This is a genomic window from Oceanimonas baumannii (assembly GCF_002245495.1).
Taxonomy (GTDB): domain Bacteria; phylum Pseudomonadota; class Gammaproteobacteria; order Enterobacterales; family Aeromonadaceae; genus Oceanimonas; species Oceanimonas baumannii.
In genome coordinates this window covers 1-15,474 of record NZ_NQJF01000012.1, presented here as the reverse complement: position 1 = coordinate 15,474, position 15,474 = coordinate 1, and the positions used below count along the sequence as shown (strand labels likewise).

13 protein-coding genes, 2 tRNA genes and 2 rRNA genes are annotated in these 15,474 nt (G+C 52.7%); 3 read left to right on the top strand and 14 right to left on the bottom strand.

Features of this window, described 5'->3' with window-relative positions:
* Window position 1: 1 nt before the first annotated feature.
* The 7 genes from B6S09_RS14065 to B6S09_RS14035 form a co-directional block, all read right to left on the bottom strand.
* On the bottom strand, window positions 2-1,528 hold the full coding sequence (locus B6S09_RS14065) for a Re/Si-specific NAD(P)(+) transhydrogenase subunit alpha (RefSeq protein WP_094279231.1): 1,527 nt from the start codon (window positions 1,526-1,528) through the stop codon (window positions 2-4).
* 436 nt (window positions 1,529-1,964) lie between these two features.
* Window positions 1,965-2,720, bottom strand: a complete 756-nt coding sequence (locus tag B6S09_RS14060; protein WP_094279130.1) for a M90 family metallopeptidase — start codon at window positions 2,718-2,720, stop codon at window positions 1,965-1,967.
* Between the two features lie 4 nt (window positions 2,721-2,724).
* Complete coding sequence (locus tag B6S09_RS14055) at window positions 2,725-4,020, bottom strand: NRAMP family divalent metal transporter (protein ID WP_094279129.1); 1,296 nt, start codon at window positions 4,018-4,020, stop codon at window positions 2,725-2,727.
* Between the two features lie 240 nt (window positions 4,021-4,260).
* On the bottom strand, window positions 4,261-5,274 hold the full coding sequence (locus tag B6S09_RS14050; protein ID WP_094279128.1) for a peptidoglycan DD-metalloendopeptidase family protein: 1,014 nt from the start codon (window positions 5,272-5,274) through the stop codon (window positions 4,261-4,263).
* A 40-nt stretch (window positions 5,275-5,314) separates the two neighbouring features.
* Window positions 5,315-5,758, bottom strand: coding sequence for a ribosomal protein S18-alanine N-acetyltransferase (gene rimI, locus B6S09_RS14045; RefSeq protein WP_094279127.1), 444 nt, complete (start codon window positions 5,756-5,758; stop codon window positions 5,315-5,317).
* Complete coding sequence (locus tag B6S09_RS14040) at window positions 5,734-6,105, bottom strand: hypothetical protein (protein ID WP_094279126.1); 372 nt, start codon at window positions 6,103-6,105, stop codon at window positions 5,734-5,736. The genes rimI and B6S09_RS14040 overlap by 25 nt, the downstream gene beginning before the upstream one ends.
* A gap of 53 nt (window positions 6,106-6,158) precedes the next feature.
* Window positions 6,159-6,235 (bottom strand) — tRNA-Trp (locus tag B6S09_RS14035).
* A 309-nt stretch (window positions 6,236-6,544) separates the two neighbouring features.
* Between B6S09_RS14035 and pyrB the strand changes: the two genes are divergently transcribed.
* Window positions 6,545-7,468: an aspartate carbamoyltransferase gene (gene pyrB, locus B6S09_RS14030; protein ID WP_094279125.1), complete on the top strand. Its 924-nt coding sequence runs from the start codon at window positions 6,545-6,547 to the stop codon at window positions 7,466-7,468.
* 9 nt (window positions 7,469-7,477) lie between these two features.
* Window positions 7,478-7,933, top strand: coding sequence for an aspartate carbamoyltransferase regulatory subunit (pyrI, locus tag B6S09_RS14025; RefSeq protein WP_094279124.1), 456 nt, complete (start codon window positions 7,478-7,480; stop codon window positions 7,931-7,933).
* Between the two features lie 47 nt (window positions 7,934-7,980).
* Here the strand turns inward: pyrI and B6S09_RS14020 are convergent, their stop codons facing one another.
* From B6S09_RS14020 to B6S09_RS14005, 4 genes are all read right to left on the bottom strand, one after another.
* Window positions 7,981-9,600 (bottom strand): ShlB/FhaC/HecB family hemolysin secretion/activation protein, encoded by a 1,620-nt coding sequence (locus tag B6S09_RS14020; protein ID WP_166670350.1) that lies wholly within the window; start codon window positions 9,598-9,600, stop codon window positions 7,981-7,983.
* 99 nt (window positions 9,601-9,699) lie between these two features.
* The gene (locus B6S09_RS14015) at window positions 9,700-10,812 is read right to left on the bottom strand and encodes a serine hydrolase domain-containing protein (RefSeq protein ID WP_094279122.1); all 1,113 of its coding nucleotides are present in this window, start codon (window positions 10,810-10,812) and stop codon (window positions 9,700-9,702) included.
* 514 nt (window positions 10,813-11,326) lie between these two features.
* A complete protein-coding gene (locus B6S09_RS14010) occupies window positions 11,327-12,223 on the bottom strand; it encodes an aspartoacylase (RefSeq protein WP_094279121.1) in 897 nt (298 codons plus the stop codon).
* A 147-nt stretch (window positions 12,224-12,370) separates the two neighbouring features.
* Window positions 12,371-13,864 (bottom strand): YfcC family protein, encoded by a 1,494-nt coding sequence (locus B6S09_RS14005; protein WP_208321789.1) that lies wholly within the window; start codon window positions 13,862-13,864, stop codon window positions 12,371-12,373.
* Window positions 13,865-13,964: 100 nt separating this feature from the next.
* On the opposite strand from B6S09_RS14005, the gene B6S09_RS14000 reads away from it, so the two are divergent.
* Window positions 13,965-14,873: a LysR family transcriptional regulator gene (locus B6S09_RS14000; protein WP_094279119.1), complete on the top strand. Its 909-nt coding sequence runs from the start codon at window positions 13,965-13,967 to the stop codon at window positions 14,871-14,873.
* A gap of 206 nt (window positions 14,874-15,079) precedes the next feature.
* Here the strand turns inward: B6S09_RS14000 and B6S09_RS13995 are convergent.
* The 3 genes from B6S09_RS13995 to B6S09_RS13985 all read right to left on the bottom strand — a co-directional run.
* Window positions 15,080-15,156 (bottom strand) — tRNA-Asp (locus B6S09_RS13995).
* Window positions 15,157-15,190: 34 nt separating this feature from the next.
* Window positions 15,191-15,305: ribosomal RNA gene (rrf, locus tag B6S09_RS13990) — 5S ribosomal RNA — on the bottom strand.
* 84 nt (window positions 15,306-15,389) lie between these two features.
* A 23S ribosomal RNA gene (locus tag B6S09_RS13985) occupies window positions 15,390-15,474 on the bottom strand; the annotation flags it as partial.

Below are 15,474 nucleotides of genomic sequence, written 5' to 3'. Positions count from 1 at the left end.
ATCAGCCCTTCCTAAACATCTTCAGCATGCGGTGTGTCACGGTAAAACCGCCAAACACGTTAATTGAGGCGATCAGCACTGCCACAAAGGCGAGGAAGCTGACAAAGCCACCCGATCCCACCTGGGACAGGGCTCCCACCACGATAATGCCGGAGATGGCATTGGTCACCGACATCAGTGGCGTGTGCAGGGAGTGGGACACGTTCCAGATCACGTAGTAACCCACAATACAGGCCAGTACGAATACGGTGATGTGCGACAGAAACTCCGCCGGGGCCACTGCAGCCAGCCAGGCAAACAACAGTACGCCGGTTCCCCCCAGGTAATACTTGAGGTTGCTTGGTTTCTTGGCGTGAGTCTCGGCAGCAGGCTGAGCGGCAGCCTTGGCCTTGGGTGCGGCCGACACGCTGATGGCCGGCGGCGGGAAGGTCACTTCGCCGTCGCGGGTCACGGTCATGTTACGCAGCACCACATCGTCGAAGTCGACATTGATGTTGCCGTCCTTTTCCTTGCACAGCAGCTTGGCCAGGTTGACCAGGTTGGTGGCGTACAGGGTCGAGGACTGGGTCGGCAGCCGGCCGTTGAGGTCGGTGTAACCGATTATCTTGACGCCGTTGTCGGAAACAAACAGTTCGCCCGGTTTGGTCAGCTCGCAGTTGCCACCGTTCTGGGCAGCCAGATCCACGATCACCGAGCCCGGGGCCATGGCGGCCACCATGTCGGCGGTAATCAGCTTGGGTGCCGGCTTGCCGGGGATCAGCGCGGTGGTGACGATGATGTCCACTTCCTTGGCCTGCTCCATGAACAGGGCCATTTCGGCGTCGATAAAGGCCTGGCTCATTTCCTTGGCATAACCGTCGGAAGAGTCGCTGTCTTCTTCGTAGTCCAGCTCCAGGAACTCGGCACCCATGGAATTGATCTGCTCTTTTACCTCGGGTCGGGTATCAAAGGCGCGCACGATAGCACCGAGAGAACCGGCGGCACCAATGGCAGCCAGACCGGCCACACCGGCACCGATCACCAGCACTTTGGCCGGCGGTACCTTGCCGGCGGCGGTGATCTGACCGGTAAAGAAGCGGCCAAACTCATGGGCGGCTTCCACCACAGCACGGTAGCCGGCGATATTAGCCATGGACGACAGCGCATCCAGTGACTGGGCACGAGAAATACGCGGCACCATGTCCATGGCGAGCACGGTCACGCCCTTGTTCTTGAGCTGCTCAACCAGCTCCGGGTTTTGTGCCGGCCAGATAAAACTGACCAGGGTAGTGCCAGCCTGCAGTCGCTCAATCTCGTCGGCAGTGGGGGCGTTCACCTTATAAATGATGGCGGCTTGCCAGACATCGTCCTGGCTGGCCAGTTGAGCCCCGGCAGCCTCATAAGCGGCATCTTCAAAGCTGGCCTTGCTGCCCGCGCCCTGTTCGACGCTGACCTCAAAGCCCAGTTTACGCAGTTGTTCGACCGACTTGGGGGTCGCGGCCACCCGGGTCTCTCCACTGAGCGTTTCCCTTGGAATTCCGATTAACATAATAATTCCCTGATTCATGTTGGTATCGTACCGGATGCATCCGCGTCCGGTATTCAGCAAGCTGTTCCTTCAACTGCCCGGCAGCCTTGCCTGTGTTGCGCCAGCAAAATGACGTTGTTTTACAACGGCGTTATATCAACAATGCATATTCAATGATGCATTTTGTATTTTTAATCATAATTGCATACAAAGTTTCACCAAAACCTGTACAACAAGTTTTATGTGAAGATACATCGTAAGAAAGATACAGCGCGGAAGTCAATATACTGGCTGTTCCGGAAAAAGATAAATCGATCTTTCCTCGAGCCTCGATAGGCTCTGTCTTTCAATCGTTAAGGTATCATTTATCGCCAGCACGCCAAGTGGTCATTTGTCGAGCAGGATCACAGAAGGCAGGAATGTCTCAGGATGCAGAATCAGAGAAGCGGGACTGTAGTTAACCATCTTGTGGCTGCCGTTCCAGCGGTGACTGCCCAAAAAACTGCGCCAGCTGGCAGTAGACCGCCGGGTAAGTAATGTGCAACAGGCGCGGGGCAGTAAAGAACAGCTCGGTGGTGACCGCCAGGAATTCCGCCGGATGGGTGGCGGCATAAGGATCAATGGGTGCCTCATGGCGCTCGGCCCGCACCCGCAAATCATCAAAGGCGACCTGCAAATCGCGCCGCCACTCGCTCATGTTCATGCCGGGCCGCATGGGCGGCACCCCATCGGCCTCACCCCCAAGCATATCGAGCTTGTGGGCCAGCTCGTGAATAATGAGGTTATAGCCACTCCAGCCGCCGTCATCAGCCAGTTCGCTCCAGGCCAGCACCAGAGGCCCCTGCTGCCAGGACTCGCCGGCATGCTCCTCAATGACCTCGCTGACCAGGCCGTATTCATCCTGAACGGTTTCATGGCGGGTAACCGGCTCGGGGATCAGAATGATCTCGTGAAAGCCGGCATACCAGTCCAGTCCCAGATGCAGCACCGGCAACACCGCCTGCAATGCCAGACTGGCCTGCTGCAACGGACTCAGGCTCACACCGAGCTGAGTCAGCGTTTTGCGCGCCAGCAGCGCTTGCGCCAGCTCGCACAGCGTTTGCTGCTCGGGAGCTTCCAGTCCCTGCAGTATCGGCAGTCCGTTCAGCGCCTCATTCCAGGGCAATGACGGTGACGATGACCGCCTGGAAGTTAACCAGTCAAACCAGCTCACGAGCTTACTTTACAAAAAGATACCAGTACCCAAACAACAGGTTGAAACCGGCAAAGAACAGAATACCAACCCTACTCAGCATGACCATGCCCCGGCCCAGCCGGTATTGCGATGGTACCTGAGGCAGCTGCATCAGCCGGAAGTTGAGCCAGGCAAACACCAGCGCGCTGATAAAGGCGGAGATCATCGCGAACTCCAGCATGGCCAGCAACGCCCCCTTGAAAAACATGATGATAAAGGCCGCCACTACCCCCATGGCCACCATCAGCGGGTAGGTATAGCGGGCACCATGCCCGGTGGGGCCACTGCCCTTGGGCTGGCCAAACTGCACCAGACATTCACTCAGCGCCCGGCTGTAGCCATCGAGCACAGTGACAGTGGTGGAGAACATGCACAGAAAGGCCACCATGGCGATAAGCCACCGGCTCCACTCTCCCATTACGCTGGCATACACATTCACCAGCTGATGGGCAAAGGCGATACCCGATGTGGCCATGACCTCACCACTGCCGTGCAGTACCAGAGCGCCCAACGCAACAAAAGCAATGGCCAGTAAGGTGGAAGTAAAGTAACCCACGTTAAAGTCAACCAGGGCACCCTGATAATCCAGCTCGTCCCCCAGTTCCTTTTGCTTTTGCCGCAGCCAGACGCTGTTCCAGGAAGACAGCTCAATCGGTGCCGGCATCCAGCCCATCAGCGCTACCAGAAAGCCTACCGAGGCCAGATTCCAGGGGCTGGGGGCCACAAAATCCGGTGTGGCTACACCGCCCCGGTTAAGTGCGATGAATACCGCAGTGACGGTAGCCACTGCCAAGCCCACGATAATCCATTTGGTGACCCTGTCCAGGGTACGGTAATGGCCGGTGATCAGAAAGGCCAGCGAACCCGCCAGCACGATCATGCTGAGTTGGGTCACATTCAGACTATCACCCACAAACAGCCCCAGAATACTGCCACAGAGCATGGCCACACCCGCGGTACTGATCACCGACGCCAGCAGGTTAAGCAGGGTAAATAACCGCAGGTAGCCGCGGCCAATGCGATCATAGCCCTGGATAAGACTCTCGTTGGCAGCCATGGTGTAGCGGGCACCAATCTGAAAGAAAGGATATTTGAGCAGGTTGACCAGCAGCAGTAGTCCCACCAGCTGCCAGCCGTAAATGGCACCGGCCTGGGTGGAGGCCACCAGATGGGAGCCACCGATGGCCGCCGCTGCGCCCAGGATACCCGGGCCTAACACCCGAAAATAATGACTGATACTGCGAGGGGTCCTCTGTGCTGCTTCGGCTGTCTGCGACATACGGATATATCCTGCCTTGTTACGTTGTATTATCCAAAGAAAGACAGTTAAAAAGCCACAGCGGACAGCATAAAGCAACTGTCCCGCCCCCCATCAGCAGACCAAATAAAGAGTGATCATCTGACATCACTCAAAACACAGATATTTAAGTTTGTACAAGAGAGCTCTGACAGCGCATAGACACCGTTATTGCCCCGATAACAAAATGAAATAATTTCATTTGTTACCAGTGCGCCATGGTCACTGACTGGAGTCACTGTCACCGCGGGCCAGCAGCGCGTTACCACTGCCGGGTATACGGCCATTGAGCGTAAACGGAACAGACTCCATTCTGCCTTTATTATTCACTTGTACGGCCAGATGCAGATGGGGGCCTGAACTGTACCCGGTATGACCAGAGGCTGCCACCACCTGACCGGCACGCACTCGCTCGCCTTTTTTAACTTTCAGCGACCCCGTATCAAGATGAGCGTAAAGGGTCATGGTGCCGTCAGCATGACGCAGCCGCAAGTGATTCGCCTTGCCCCGGTATTTGGCATTAAGGCCTCCGCCTACGTGATGGTCTACCGCCGCCACCACAATACCATCTGCCGTTGCCAGCAAAGGTGTGCCCACCGGCAATGCAATATCAAGCGCATAGCGGTTGGCCGGTTTATTGTGACTGAAGTCACCGTTGAAACCCTGAGATATCCGGTAAGCACCGGCTACCGGCGGCAGCATATTCACGCTGCCTCCGGCAGAAGGAACGATGACTTTGTTATGATGCTGTTTCCAGGCCTCTATGCGCGGACTGACAACGGTGCTTCCGGCAATTTTTTGTACCTGATGGCGCCCTTCTACCTGATTGCGGCCATGATGGCTGCTGTAAGCAAAGCCATAGTCATAATGCCAATCACCGGCTGCGGCCGCTGTCAGCTTGCCGATAAACTTTTCTTCTCTTGCGGGCAGAATAATCGCTTGCTGCAGGACGTCGGGCACAGACACATTTTGCTGTGAGGTAAACTTAAGGTTCAGTCGCGCTTTGCTGGCCAGCCGGTTGAGGGCAAAAAAGTAGTGTCCATCGGACTTCTTGACCACTCGGATCAAGATGCCATCCTTGTTAATGGCATCCTGATGCCAGCGCTGACTGATGGTGGCCCTGAGACGGTTGTCGGTATAATGCACCACACCAGCGGCGTCGCGATACTGATAAACAGTGGCATGAACCGGTGCTATTCCCGCCAGCACCAGCATAGTGGCGAGTAAGCCTCTCATAATGCTTCCTTGCGAGAGTGTGTGACTCTCAGTATAGAAACTAACCCTGTTTTTGCATCATGATCGCGTCTTCAGCGCCGTTGGCTGCAGGATAATAATTACGCCGGCGGCCGTTCTCTGCATAGCCGGATGAGAGATAAAGGTTGATGGCAGCCCGGTTTGATGCGCGCACCTCCAGCCATAGTTGCTGCAACCCCATCGCCGTGCATTGGTCAAAGTAGGACTGCAGCAGCTGTCGCCCCAGGCCTTTTCCCTGCCATTCCGGTGATACACAGATGTTCATCAGTGTGCTCTCATCCAGCACACGATCGGCAATAAAATAGCCTAGCAGCTGTTCGCCGAGCCATAGCGCCCCGGTAAAGTAACGCTCGTCAAAAGCCCCCGCCAGCAATGAACGACTCCATGGGTGGTCGTGAGCAAGCTGCTCAAGGGCTTGCATGGCATCGAGATCCTGCTCGTTCAGTGCTCGGAATTCAGGTCGCATAGCCGGTGCCAGAGTTCACGTTTTTGGGAGGAAGAAAGGGGCAAAGTACCCTGCCAGGAAAAACCGTCGGCAGATGAGGTCAGATTAAAGCCCAGTATAATGCGGGCACCGGGCCGGCCGGCGGCCAGCCAGGCATTTTCATCCTGTATCTCAGGCTGAACACCAGCAAGTGCAATAACAAGATCTCTCAGCAGAGAATTCGGCAGCTGACAGCCTCGCCCGATAATCAGGCGAGCACCGGCTAGTATCGGATCCGGTACAGGAGCATAGGGCAAACGCTCGGCATGAGTGCATTTCCACACCGGTAAATCAAGGAATTGCCACAGCCTGGATTGTAATGGTTTCATGAGTACTCCATAACGAAAAAGGCCAGCACGGAGGCTGGCCTTTTCGGTGAAGCTGGCAGGGGCAGAGGGATTCGAACCCCCAACCGTCGGTTTTGGAGACCGCTGTTCTACCAATTGGAACTATGCCCCTGCAACACGAGGCGAATTATAACTACCCGGGATCAAAGGTAAAGCGCTTTTTACTCTGCACCGATGCGTTCGCTCACTCTTTCACCGTTTATGCATGCTGTATCCGGGGTTTTGCTTTGCCGACACATTTCTCTATAATTCCGGACGATTTGCAAATATCCGGAGCCTGTCATGTCAAAGACCCCTAGCTGCTGCCCGCTCGTAGCGGTGCCTTGTACCGGCACCGGCGTTGCTGTTTGCAATTTGATCTTTTAATGGCCCCATTCAGGGGCTTTTTTACGGCCTGAATTTCACTTCAAGAGCATTGCTGATGGCGAATCCCTTATATAAAAAGCATGTCATATCCATATCTGATTTCACCCGTGCCGAGCTGGAACTGGTTATTGATACCGCCGTCAAGCTCAAGAGCCAGCCTCATCCCGAGCTGCTGAAGCAAAAGGTGGTAGCAAGCTGCTTTTTTGAAGCATCTACCCGCACCCGGCTGTCATTTGAAACCGCCGTGCATCGTCTGGGGGGCTCTGTCATTGGTTTCTCCGACAGTGGCAGTACGTCGTTAGCCAAAAAAGGGGAAACACTGTCCGACTCGGTACGTATTATCAGCTCATACAGCGATGCCTTCATCATGCGCCACCCGCAGGAAGGTGCTGCACGGCTGGCAGCTGAATTTTCTTCGGTCCCGGTAATTAACGCCGGTGACGGCTCCAACCAGCACCCCACCCAGACACTGCTGGATCTGTTTACCATCTATGAAACCCAGGGCACCCTGCAGGGCCTGACGGTCGCCTTTGTCGGCGATCTGAAATACGGCCGAACCGTCCACTCTCTTACCCAGGCGCTCAGCCTGTTCGGTTGCAAGTTCTACTTTATTGCGCCTCAGGCGCTGGCCATGCCTGACTACCTGTGCGATGAACTCAAGGAGAAAGGCATTAATTTTGAGTTCCGTGACAGCATGGAAGAAGTGATGGACGAGCTCGACATTCTGTATATGACCCGGGTACAGAAAGAGCGTTTTGACGAAACCGAATATATGCATGTGGCTTCTCGTTATGTTTTAACACCTCAGGTGCTCGAAAACGCCAAAGACAGCCTCAAGGTGTTACATCCCCTGCCCCGTATTGACGAAATCACGGTAGACGTAGACGAGACCCCCTACGCCTATTATTTTGAGCAGGCCGAGAACGGCGTATATGCCCGCCAGGCATTGCTGGCCCTGGTATTGAACGAAACCCTGTAAGGAGCAGTCGTGAATAAAACTCAATTGCAAGTCGAGGCCATTCACAACGGCACCGTCATCGATCATATTCCTGCTGGTCAGGGCATTCGTATTCTGCAGCTGTTTGGTCTTGCCCAGAACCGTGAACGCATCACAGTGGGGCTTAACCTGCCTTCAAAAGCACTGGGTGCCAAAGACATTATCAAAGTGGAAAATGTACGGCTCTCTTCTGTCCAGGCTAACCAGCTGGCCCTGTTTGCCCCCGATGCCACCGTTAACCTGATTGAAGACTTTGAAGTAGTCGAAAAACTGCAGCTGCATCTGCCGGAAAAAATAAAGGGCGTATTTGCCTGCCCCAATGTTAACTGCATCAGCCGCCGGGAGCCGGTCAGCAGTCAGTTCAGAGTGAGGGCTGTCAGCGGTCAGGTTCATTTCCGCTGCTGTTACTGCGAAAAATCGTTTCACCAGGACTTTATGGCAGTCTGAGCCTCGCTTCTGTATGGGGCTGGAACCTCGGAGCGAGGCCGGCCCTGTTAAAATATGGCACTCACCCGGAATAAAACCTGCGCGGAAGGTGTTTCCGTCTCTTTCGGGGTATACCAGGGTAACCCTGTACTGACTTCAAATAACAACTTACCGGCAATGGCTCCTCCCAGGGTCAGCCCATAAGAACCCAGTTCACTGTGTTCAGTCCCCCCCCAGGGCCGGTGCTCCCAGGCTGCGCCATAATCAATAAAAGGCGTAATAAATATAACCGGCAAGACCGGCAGCCCGGTGGTGGCTTCATAGCTGATTTCGGCTGCAGCGGCGACACCACTGTCGCCACTCACAGTGCCGCTGTCGAATGCCCTGCCATAAGAAAATCCCCCAGCTGAAAACTGCAGAGAAGCAGGCAACATTATCGGTGAATACTGACTGACACTGCGCACTTGCAGGCTTAAACTGTCACTCAGAGGCCGGAGAAAACTCAGCGAGCTGCGCCAATAGTGATAATCATCAGGTAAATCGCCCAGGTCCAGATCCGAGATATGACCAAAACCAAACCCGCCCATAAGCGAGAACTCTCCCTGCTCCAGCGCTCGCTCATAATCCAGTGAAAGCTCCGCCCGACGAATATGGCTGCGTGAAACAGGCGTATTCATGATGTCGACATCATCATGCTGAAAGGTCAGCTCGGCGTTACCGGAAAGGCTCTGGCTCAGGGTGCGCACAAAAGGATAGTTCAGGCTTCCTGTGGCAACCACGGAAGCGATATGAATGTCCTGTTCATCGAGCGGCCCCCCGGGCTGTTGCTCAATATAAGAAAAGTTATAGCCGGCAAACAGACCATCATGGCCTATCGGCATTCCCTGAGACAGCTGCAGAAACAGCATTTCTTCCGGGTTATCCGGTATGGTTACGCCAAGCAGGCCTGTCCTCTCAAAATACCCGAAGAGATCGTTGAACTCCGCCTGGGCAGACAGTTCCAGCGGCCCTACGGCATCGTTCCCCAAATTATCGAGCGCCATCATGCCAGAGCGTGGAGAGAAGCCGATATTCAGCTTGAGCAGCCCACCGGCACCCGGCATTTCCGGTCGTACAAAGGTCCCTTCAATATCCACCCCGGCCAGATCACTCATCAGCAGTAAAACCCGTTCTGCTTCTTTTACGCGGATCGGCTGCATGGCCATGATGCGATCTATATAAGGTGCCAGTCGCCGCTCAATCCCGGGTATCGGGCTGGTAATTTCCACCCGCTGCACATAACCTTCATAAACCTGAAAACGGATCTGACCTGATTCAATATCCTGTACCGGTACGACGGTCATGGAAAAATAGCCTGCCGCCAGATAAGCGTCATCAATAGCCCGTGCAATATCATAAAGATCGGCCAGCGTGATCTCTGTCCCTACCCGGCTCTGCCAAAGTGGCTGCAATACATCGGGTGAGACGCTGTAAGCACCGTCCACACGAACCGACTGCAAGAGCAAATGAATGTCTTTTGCTTGCTCGTCTGAAATACGATCACGCTGATCCTCAACGGAAAGATCAACCACACCACGCTTTTGCGGAGGAGTAAACCGCTGCAGAATCACCGTCTGCTCAATCACAGTACGCTCTGCCGCTGCAGATTGGGCAAAGGCAACCTGAGGCAGTACAAAAACCGGCAGCATACCGAGCACTGAAACAGCAGAGAGGACACCCGACGCAGAAGCCGGGTCTGAATGTCCGCCTCGGCCCGGAAACAAGGTCATGTTTGTGTTCACACTGATTTACTCTGCAACTTTCATCGAAAAAGGATGTTTCAGTGCAATAGAAACGGCTTCAAATACCCGGGATGCCGGCGAAGAGCAACTTATTCCTGTCGGGTTGTCCGGTAACACCTCTTCATCATCACAATCGCCCGAACGAATATCACTGTTTGCCTGCACCACAACGGTAGTGTCACTGGCGGCGTGGTAGAAAAGCGTGGTGTTATAGCCTGGCAACTCACCGGTATGCCCCACCCAGCCTGTTGCACACCCCAGGCCAATCCCGTAGCCCATGGGAACAGGAAACGAGCTTAAACGCTCCTGCTGAGATACTGGGGAAAGCAATCCCTGCCCGGTACCCAGAGCCCGGCCATAAATCAGCAAATCATCGAGGTTTGATATCATCTCACCAGCGGTCCAGCCCCAGGAAGGGTTCCAGTGTGTTGCATTGGACGGACGTTCCGGTGTTGCTGCATTCCCTTGCAGAGTGAGGCCTTGCGGAAAGGGGGCAGGTATTTCCGTGCTGTTACCGGGCCAGACTGTATTTTTTAACCCCAGGGGTTCGAAAATCATGGTTTCAAAAGACTTTTCCACCGGCATGCCTGTCACCTTTTCAATGACCATCCCCAGCAGTACCGTATTGGTATTTGAATAATCAAACGCTTCCCCCGGCTCAAAGAGCGGTGACTCCGGAATGGCAAAATCCAGCAGTTGCTTTGGAGTATAAGTCTGATGCGAGTCATCAAAGAAAATATCCAGAAATGACTCTGCGCGCGTATAACTTGATACACCACTGGTCATATTCGCGAGATGGCGGAGGGTAATTTTGTCACCATTAGGTACACCGGCAACATAGGTGTCGATTGTGTCATTCAGAGAGAGCTTTCCGGCTTCGGCCAGCTGCATCAGTACCGTACCGGTGAACGTTTTGGTCACCGAGCCGATGCGAGTGTGCATACCTGCCACCATGGGGCTGCCGGTTCTGGTATCGGCCAGCCCCCACGCTCCTTTCCATTCCCCTTCCGGTGTTTTCACACCGACAATAGCCCCGGGAGCTGCAGCCTGGCTCAGTGCTCCCCGCACGGCTGCATCAAGTTCTTTCACAAGCGTTTCAGGAAGCGTTTTTTGCTTCATCTCTGCAGCGGGAACGGCAACGCTAACAACCGAAGGGTCAGCCACACAAGCCTGTGATGCCAACACAGCGGATGAAGGAAAAACAGCAAGTAACACAGAGAGGCAAAGCCCCCCCTGCTTATCCCGAATAACAGTTCTAATCATTTTGCCTGTCCTTAAGCCATAGAGTGCTTTTAAATTTAAAAGCAGATAAATCCATCAATTTTTACAGAGGTGAGTATAGTTTGGTCATTCCTCAAGGGAAATAAAATTATTTTCCATCTGCAGCATGGTTACCGAACACCGGCCAGTACCACTGCTGACAACAATCAAAAAGCCCGGACTTTTATAAGTGACAGTACTAATACAAGCTGTTTCGGTAACAAATAGCGCAAACAATCGATTGAGACTCAAACAAACTGGTTCTAAGACACTACCATTGCTCTATCCAATCTGAGAAATTAACCGAGTTAAGAGCCGCTGCATGTTACGGTCACAGATTATGATCGCTTTGGCGTCCCCTTCTCAGCCTGACTTAAAAATAGTCGGCACAACGCACGATAATGCGCTGTGACAGTGACATAGCACTATGGCTTTCATGATAGGCAGCTTCATTAATAAACAGGGGGTACGCTGTATAGTTTCCTTCCCAGTGAATCGGTACCCCCTCAAACGTTTCCATAATAGTCTCACCCGGTTCAACCGGATGGAAATCTTTCTGTTCAAGTCGCTTTGACACCATGGCGATCCGCTGCCCTCTATCATCCGTTGGCAGAACCAGATCTTCTGTATACTGGAAAGCCTCAAATTCTGTCGGTAACGAGCCCAGGTTACCTTCGTTATAAAGCACCACGTAGTCTAGAATGTGCCGGGTCATCGTTTCCATCAACTCCAGAGTTTCCTGCTGCAACACCGAGTTTGGCTGAGGCCCGACTTCTACAGTCACGCCCTGCTGAGCCACCGACACCAGAAACCGCTTACGTTGCTCTGGCAAATTATCCTGGAAGAAGATGGTGGCTTCTGGCATGCGCTCCTTAACATAGGCCGCCATGCCGATATTGAAAACGTCCTTGCGCAACAACATCAAGCACGCCCCCATATTGGAAGTGGTGTTATGCAAGTCTATCATCAGCTCAACCGGTGAATTGCCTTTGGGGCCAAACTGATAGTTGAGCTTCTTCGCCAATAATTGCTCGTAGCCCACCCGCTGGCTGTCCAGCAGGCCTTCAATAGCAAACTCCCGGTTCAGATCAGTTTCTATGTAACGGACTGAGCGCTCACAGGCCCTGGGATTAGCAATAGTCTGCGTGAGATCAAGCTGAGGCCAATGCGAAAACAGATTATTCTTTCCCCATTTTTTAAGAAGATAGATCCCGGAAAGCTCGTTGCCGTGAGTGCCACCGATAAGGGCGACACGAGTGATATTGTTCATGATGTTCTCCATCACTGGACCATTGACGCCATGGCCAAGTGAAAAAAAGTAAAGCCGGTGCAATAAAAGCAATATCGGTCTGAATAGAAATACCAGCGCCCTCCCACCAGAGGGCACCGGTTTTCCGAAAGAAAAGTGTAAGAAAAGTCAGGACCACTGCATCCACTGCGCCAGAATGATAAAACCCCAGCTAAGTACGTAGATGAGTGCAACAAGTGGCAAAATGATCTTCAGCCAGTCCGAATAGCCGACCCGGGCCAGAGCCAACATAGCCAGAGTCCCTCCCGATGTAGGTACTATCATGTTGGTGAGACCATCACCTACCTGAAACGCAAGAATCATCACCTGATAAGTAATGCCCACCAAGTCGGCCAGAGGAATCAACACAGGCATGGTCACTAACGCCTGGCCAGAGCCACTTGGAATGAAGAGATTAATCACTCCCTGAATAACACTAATACCTACTGCTATCAGCGACTCAGGCATAAAGTCCAGGGCCAGATTCAGGGTATTGACGATGGTATAGATGATCTGACCATCTTCCAGTACTACCTTGATCGATGCTGCCAGGCCTATGACCAGGGCTCCGCCGGTAACTTTGGATGCGCCTTCGACCATTTGCGCCACATAACGATCAGGCGCAATACGGCAGATAGCAGCGATAACAATCGACATCAGGATAAAAACGGCGGTAATTTCCTTGATATACCAACTCCTGCCCAATGCCCCCGTACCAGCCAGGTAAGAACAGCCTGCAATCACCAGAATACCGAAAAAGAAGACCGAGATAATTCCCAGATCCCTGGAGCTAAGACGATAGTCCTCGATCCTTTTTGAAAGCGCACCGGTACCGGCATCTTGCTCATTCAGCTGATGCTTGGGTGCCACAAAGGTGGTGATATACCAAGCCAGCAAACTCAGGGCGACAAGAGCCATGCCAAAGCGCAGCAAGCCACCAGAGAAAATGGGCAGGCCTGCAATGCTTTGTGCAACACCCACGGTATAGGGGTTTATCGGTGACAGGGTAAAGCCGATACCGATACCGCCAATAGCAATACAGGCACCTACCAAATTCGAGTAGCCAAGCGCACTGGATACCAGCAGGGCAACAGGTACTAGAGCGATATTGTTTTCATAACCTACCGAAATTCCGAACAAACCATATAGGTAAGTGGCCAGCCAGATCAACAGATTACCCCGGTTCAGCCCGATACGTTTGACCGCAGTGCCAACCAGATTTTCCAATGCATGGGTACGGTAAAGAATATTGAACAGACCACCGGCAATAAAAACGATAAACAGATATTGGCCGGATTGGATCAAACCTTGGGGAATCGCCACAAAGAGGTCAAACAACTGGTTGAGAACGCCACCAACAGAAAAGGTAGTACCACCATCCTCAAGATAATGAAATGAATCCGCCACTACCCGCTGCCGCCCATCCACCGACTCAGTATCGTAAGCCCCTTTCGGTACGACCCAGGTCAGAAAGCCAGCCAGGATCAGAATATAAAAAATAAGAACCATGGGATCGGGAAATTTCTGATACCAGCGCTTTCTCTCCTGAATAGACACATTCCCTGTTTCATACTGTTGCTCAAGGTTTCCTTGCATTATTACGCTCCATGTTGCTTGTTTCATTGTCAGTCAAAAATGCCGACAGCGACTATTCCACAACCAAAACATTTGAACAATGCCATTTTTTGTTTGGTATCATTCATAAATACTATATGGAGTGAATATGAGATACCGTCAGTTACAGGCATTCCTGGCCACTGTTCAGCAAGGCAGCTTTTCTCGGGCAGCCCTTGTACTTTCCTTATCTCAACCATCGATAAGCAGGTTAATCAATGATTTACAAGAAGATGTAGGATTTGAACTATTCAAAAAACAAAAAGGCAGAATGATACCGACACCGGAAGGTGTGGCATTTTACGAAGAAGTCAGCAATATTTTTCATGGTATTCATCACCTTGAAAGTTTTGCCGATAAACTAAAAAGGTCAACTCACGGAAGCCTTACCATTGGTGCAACTCCGGCCTTGGCAACTATCCTGACGCCCATGCTGATAAAATCGTTCATCGATGAGCATCCACAGGTACACGTCAACCTGCTGGTTGACAGTGTGGAACAACTGGTACGCGGCCTCGGCAAGCAAAAGTACGATTTGATTATGACCAATCAAACCGAGGCTAATTCCGGGTTCATTGAAGAGCCACTGGCAGAAGTTTCCTGGGTGTGTGCCATACCTGCCTCACACCCCTTGGCCGAAAAGGAAATTATTGTTCCTACCGACCTTCAGGATGAATGTTTACTTAAACTGGTTGACGAGAACGGCATGGAATGGAGCAGCCATAAAAAACTGCTAAAGGAGCATCAAATCAAGGTCAACGAGCAGTTTTCTACCCAACGCTCCTTATCAGGCTACGGCATGGTGGCCGCCGGTTTGTGCCTTGCTCTGCTCGAGCCTTTCAATGCCCCCCTATGGGAAGGTCGTAACCTGGTTATCCGCCCTTTTTCCCCTCAGCTCAAATATCGCTATTCCATGTATTATTCTGCCGGCCAGGTCCGCAGTGAGCTGTCCCGAGCCTTCACCTTGAGCGCCCGGGACTCGATAAACAAGCTGCCGCTCTATTCACGCCGCTCCTGAAGCACTGCGCATTCACGATACGTTTTCGCTTCAGGTAGTCATAAGATATTCGGCTTTATCCCGCAAGTTATGCGCAGCTAATACATAAAAACCCCAACCATTTGGCTGGGGTTTTTAATCATGGCAGTGTGGCAAACACGCCGTATTTGAAGACCAATGAAGCCTAAACGAAAAAACCCCAGCATTTCTGCTGGGGTTTTAAATAATGGCGGAGCGGACGGGACTCGAACCCGCGACCCCCGGCGTGACAGGCCGGTATTCTAACCAACTGAACTACCGCTCCGCAAAAGCTGTATAGTCAGTGTACTAAATTGGGTGCCTGGCAGTGACCTACTTTCACATGGCAGCTGCCACACTATCATCGGCGCGGTCGCGTTTCACTACTGAGTTCGGCATGGAGTCAGGTGGTTCCACAACGCTATGGCCGCCAGGCATAAATCGTAATTCGGAAAAAGCTGTTTGATGAATGCTGCTTGTAGTCTCGACCTGCAAGGCCTCACACTTCTTGGGTGTTGTATGGTTAAGCCGCACGGGTAATTAGTACAGGTTAGCTGCACGCCTCACAGCGCTTCCACACCCTGCCTATCAACGTCCTGGTCTC

What these genes read in the sequence shown, in the direction of transcription:
- B6S09_RS14065 (WP_094279231.1), bottom strand. Translation starts at nt 1,528, where the DNA reads ATGTTAATCGGAATTCCAAGGGAAACGCTCAGTGGAGAGACCCGGGTG.
- B6S09_RS14055 (WP_094279129.1), bottom strand. Translation starts at nt 4,020, where the DNA reads ATGTCGCAGACAGCCGAAGCAGCACAGAGGACCCCTCGCAGTATCAGT.
- B6S09_RS14050 (WP_094279128.1), bottom strand. Translation starts at nt 5,274, where the DNA reads ATGAGAGGCTTACTCGCCACTATGCTGGTGCTGGCGGGAATAGCACCG.
- rimI (WP_094279127.1), bottom strand. Translation starts at nt 5,758, where the DNA reads ATGCGACCTGAATTCCGAGCACTGAACGAGCAGGATCTCGATGCCATG.
- B6S09_RS14040 (WP_094279126.1), bottom strand. Translation starts at nt 6,105, where the DNA reads ATGAAACCATTACAATCCAGGCTGTGGCAATTCCTTGATTTACCGGTG.
- pyrB (WP_094279125.1), top strand. Translation starts at nt 6,545, where the DNA reads ATGGCGAATCCCTTATATAAAAAGCATGTCATATCCATATCTGATTTC.
- B6S09_RS14020 (WP_166670350.1), bottom strand. Translation starts at nt 9,600, where the DNA reads ATGCTGCCGGTTTTTGTACTGCCTCAGGTTGCCTTTGCCCAATCTGCA.
- B6S09_RS14015 (WP_094279122.1), bottom strand. Translation starts at nt 10,812, where the DNA reads ATGAAGCAAAAAACGCTTCCTGAAACGCTTGTGAAAGAACTTGATGCA.
- B6S09_RS14010 (WP_094279121.1), bottom strand. Translation starts at nt 12,223, where the DNA reads ATGAACAATATCACTCGTGTCGCCCTTATCGGTGGCACTCACGGCAAC.
- B6S09_RS14005 (WP_208321789.1), bottom strand. Translation starts at nt 13,864, where the DNA reads ATGAAACAAGCAACATGGAGCGTAATAATGCAAGGAAACCTTGAGCAA.
- B6S09_RS14000 (WP_094279119.1), top strand. Translation starts at nt 13,965, where the DNA reads ATGAGATACCGTCAGTTACAGGCATTCCTGGCCACTGTTCAGCAAGGC.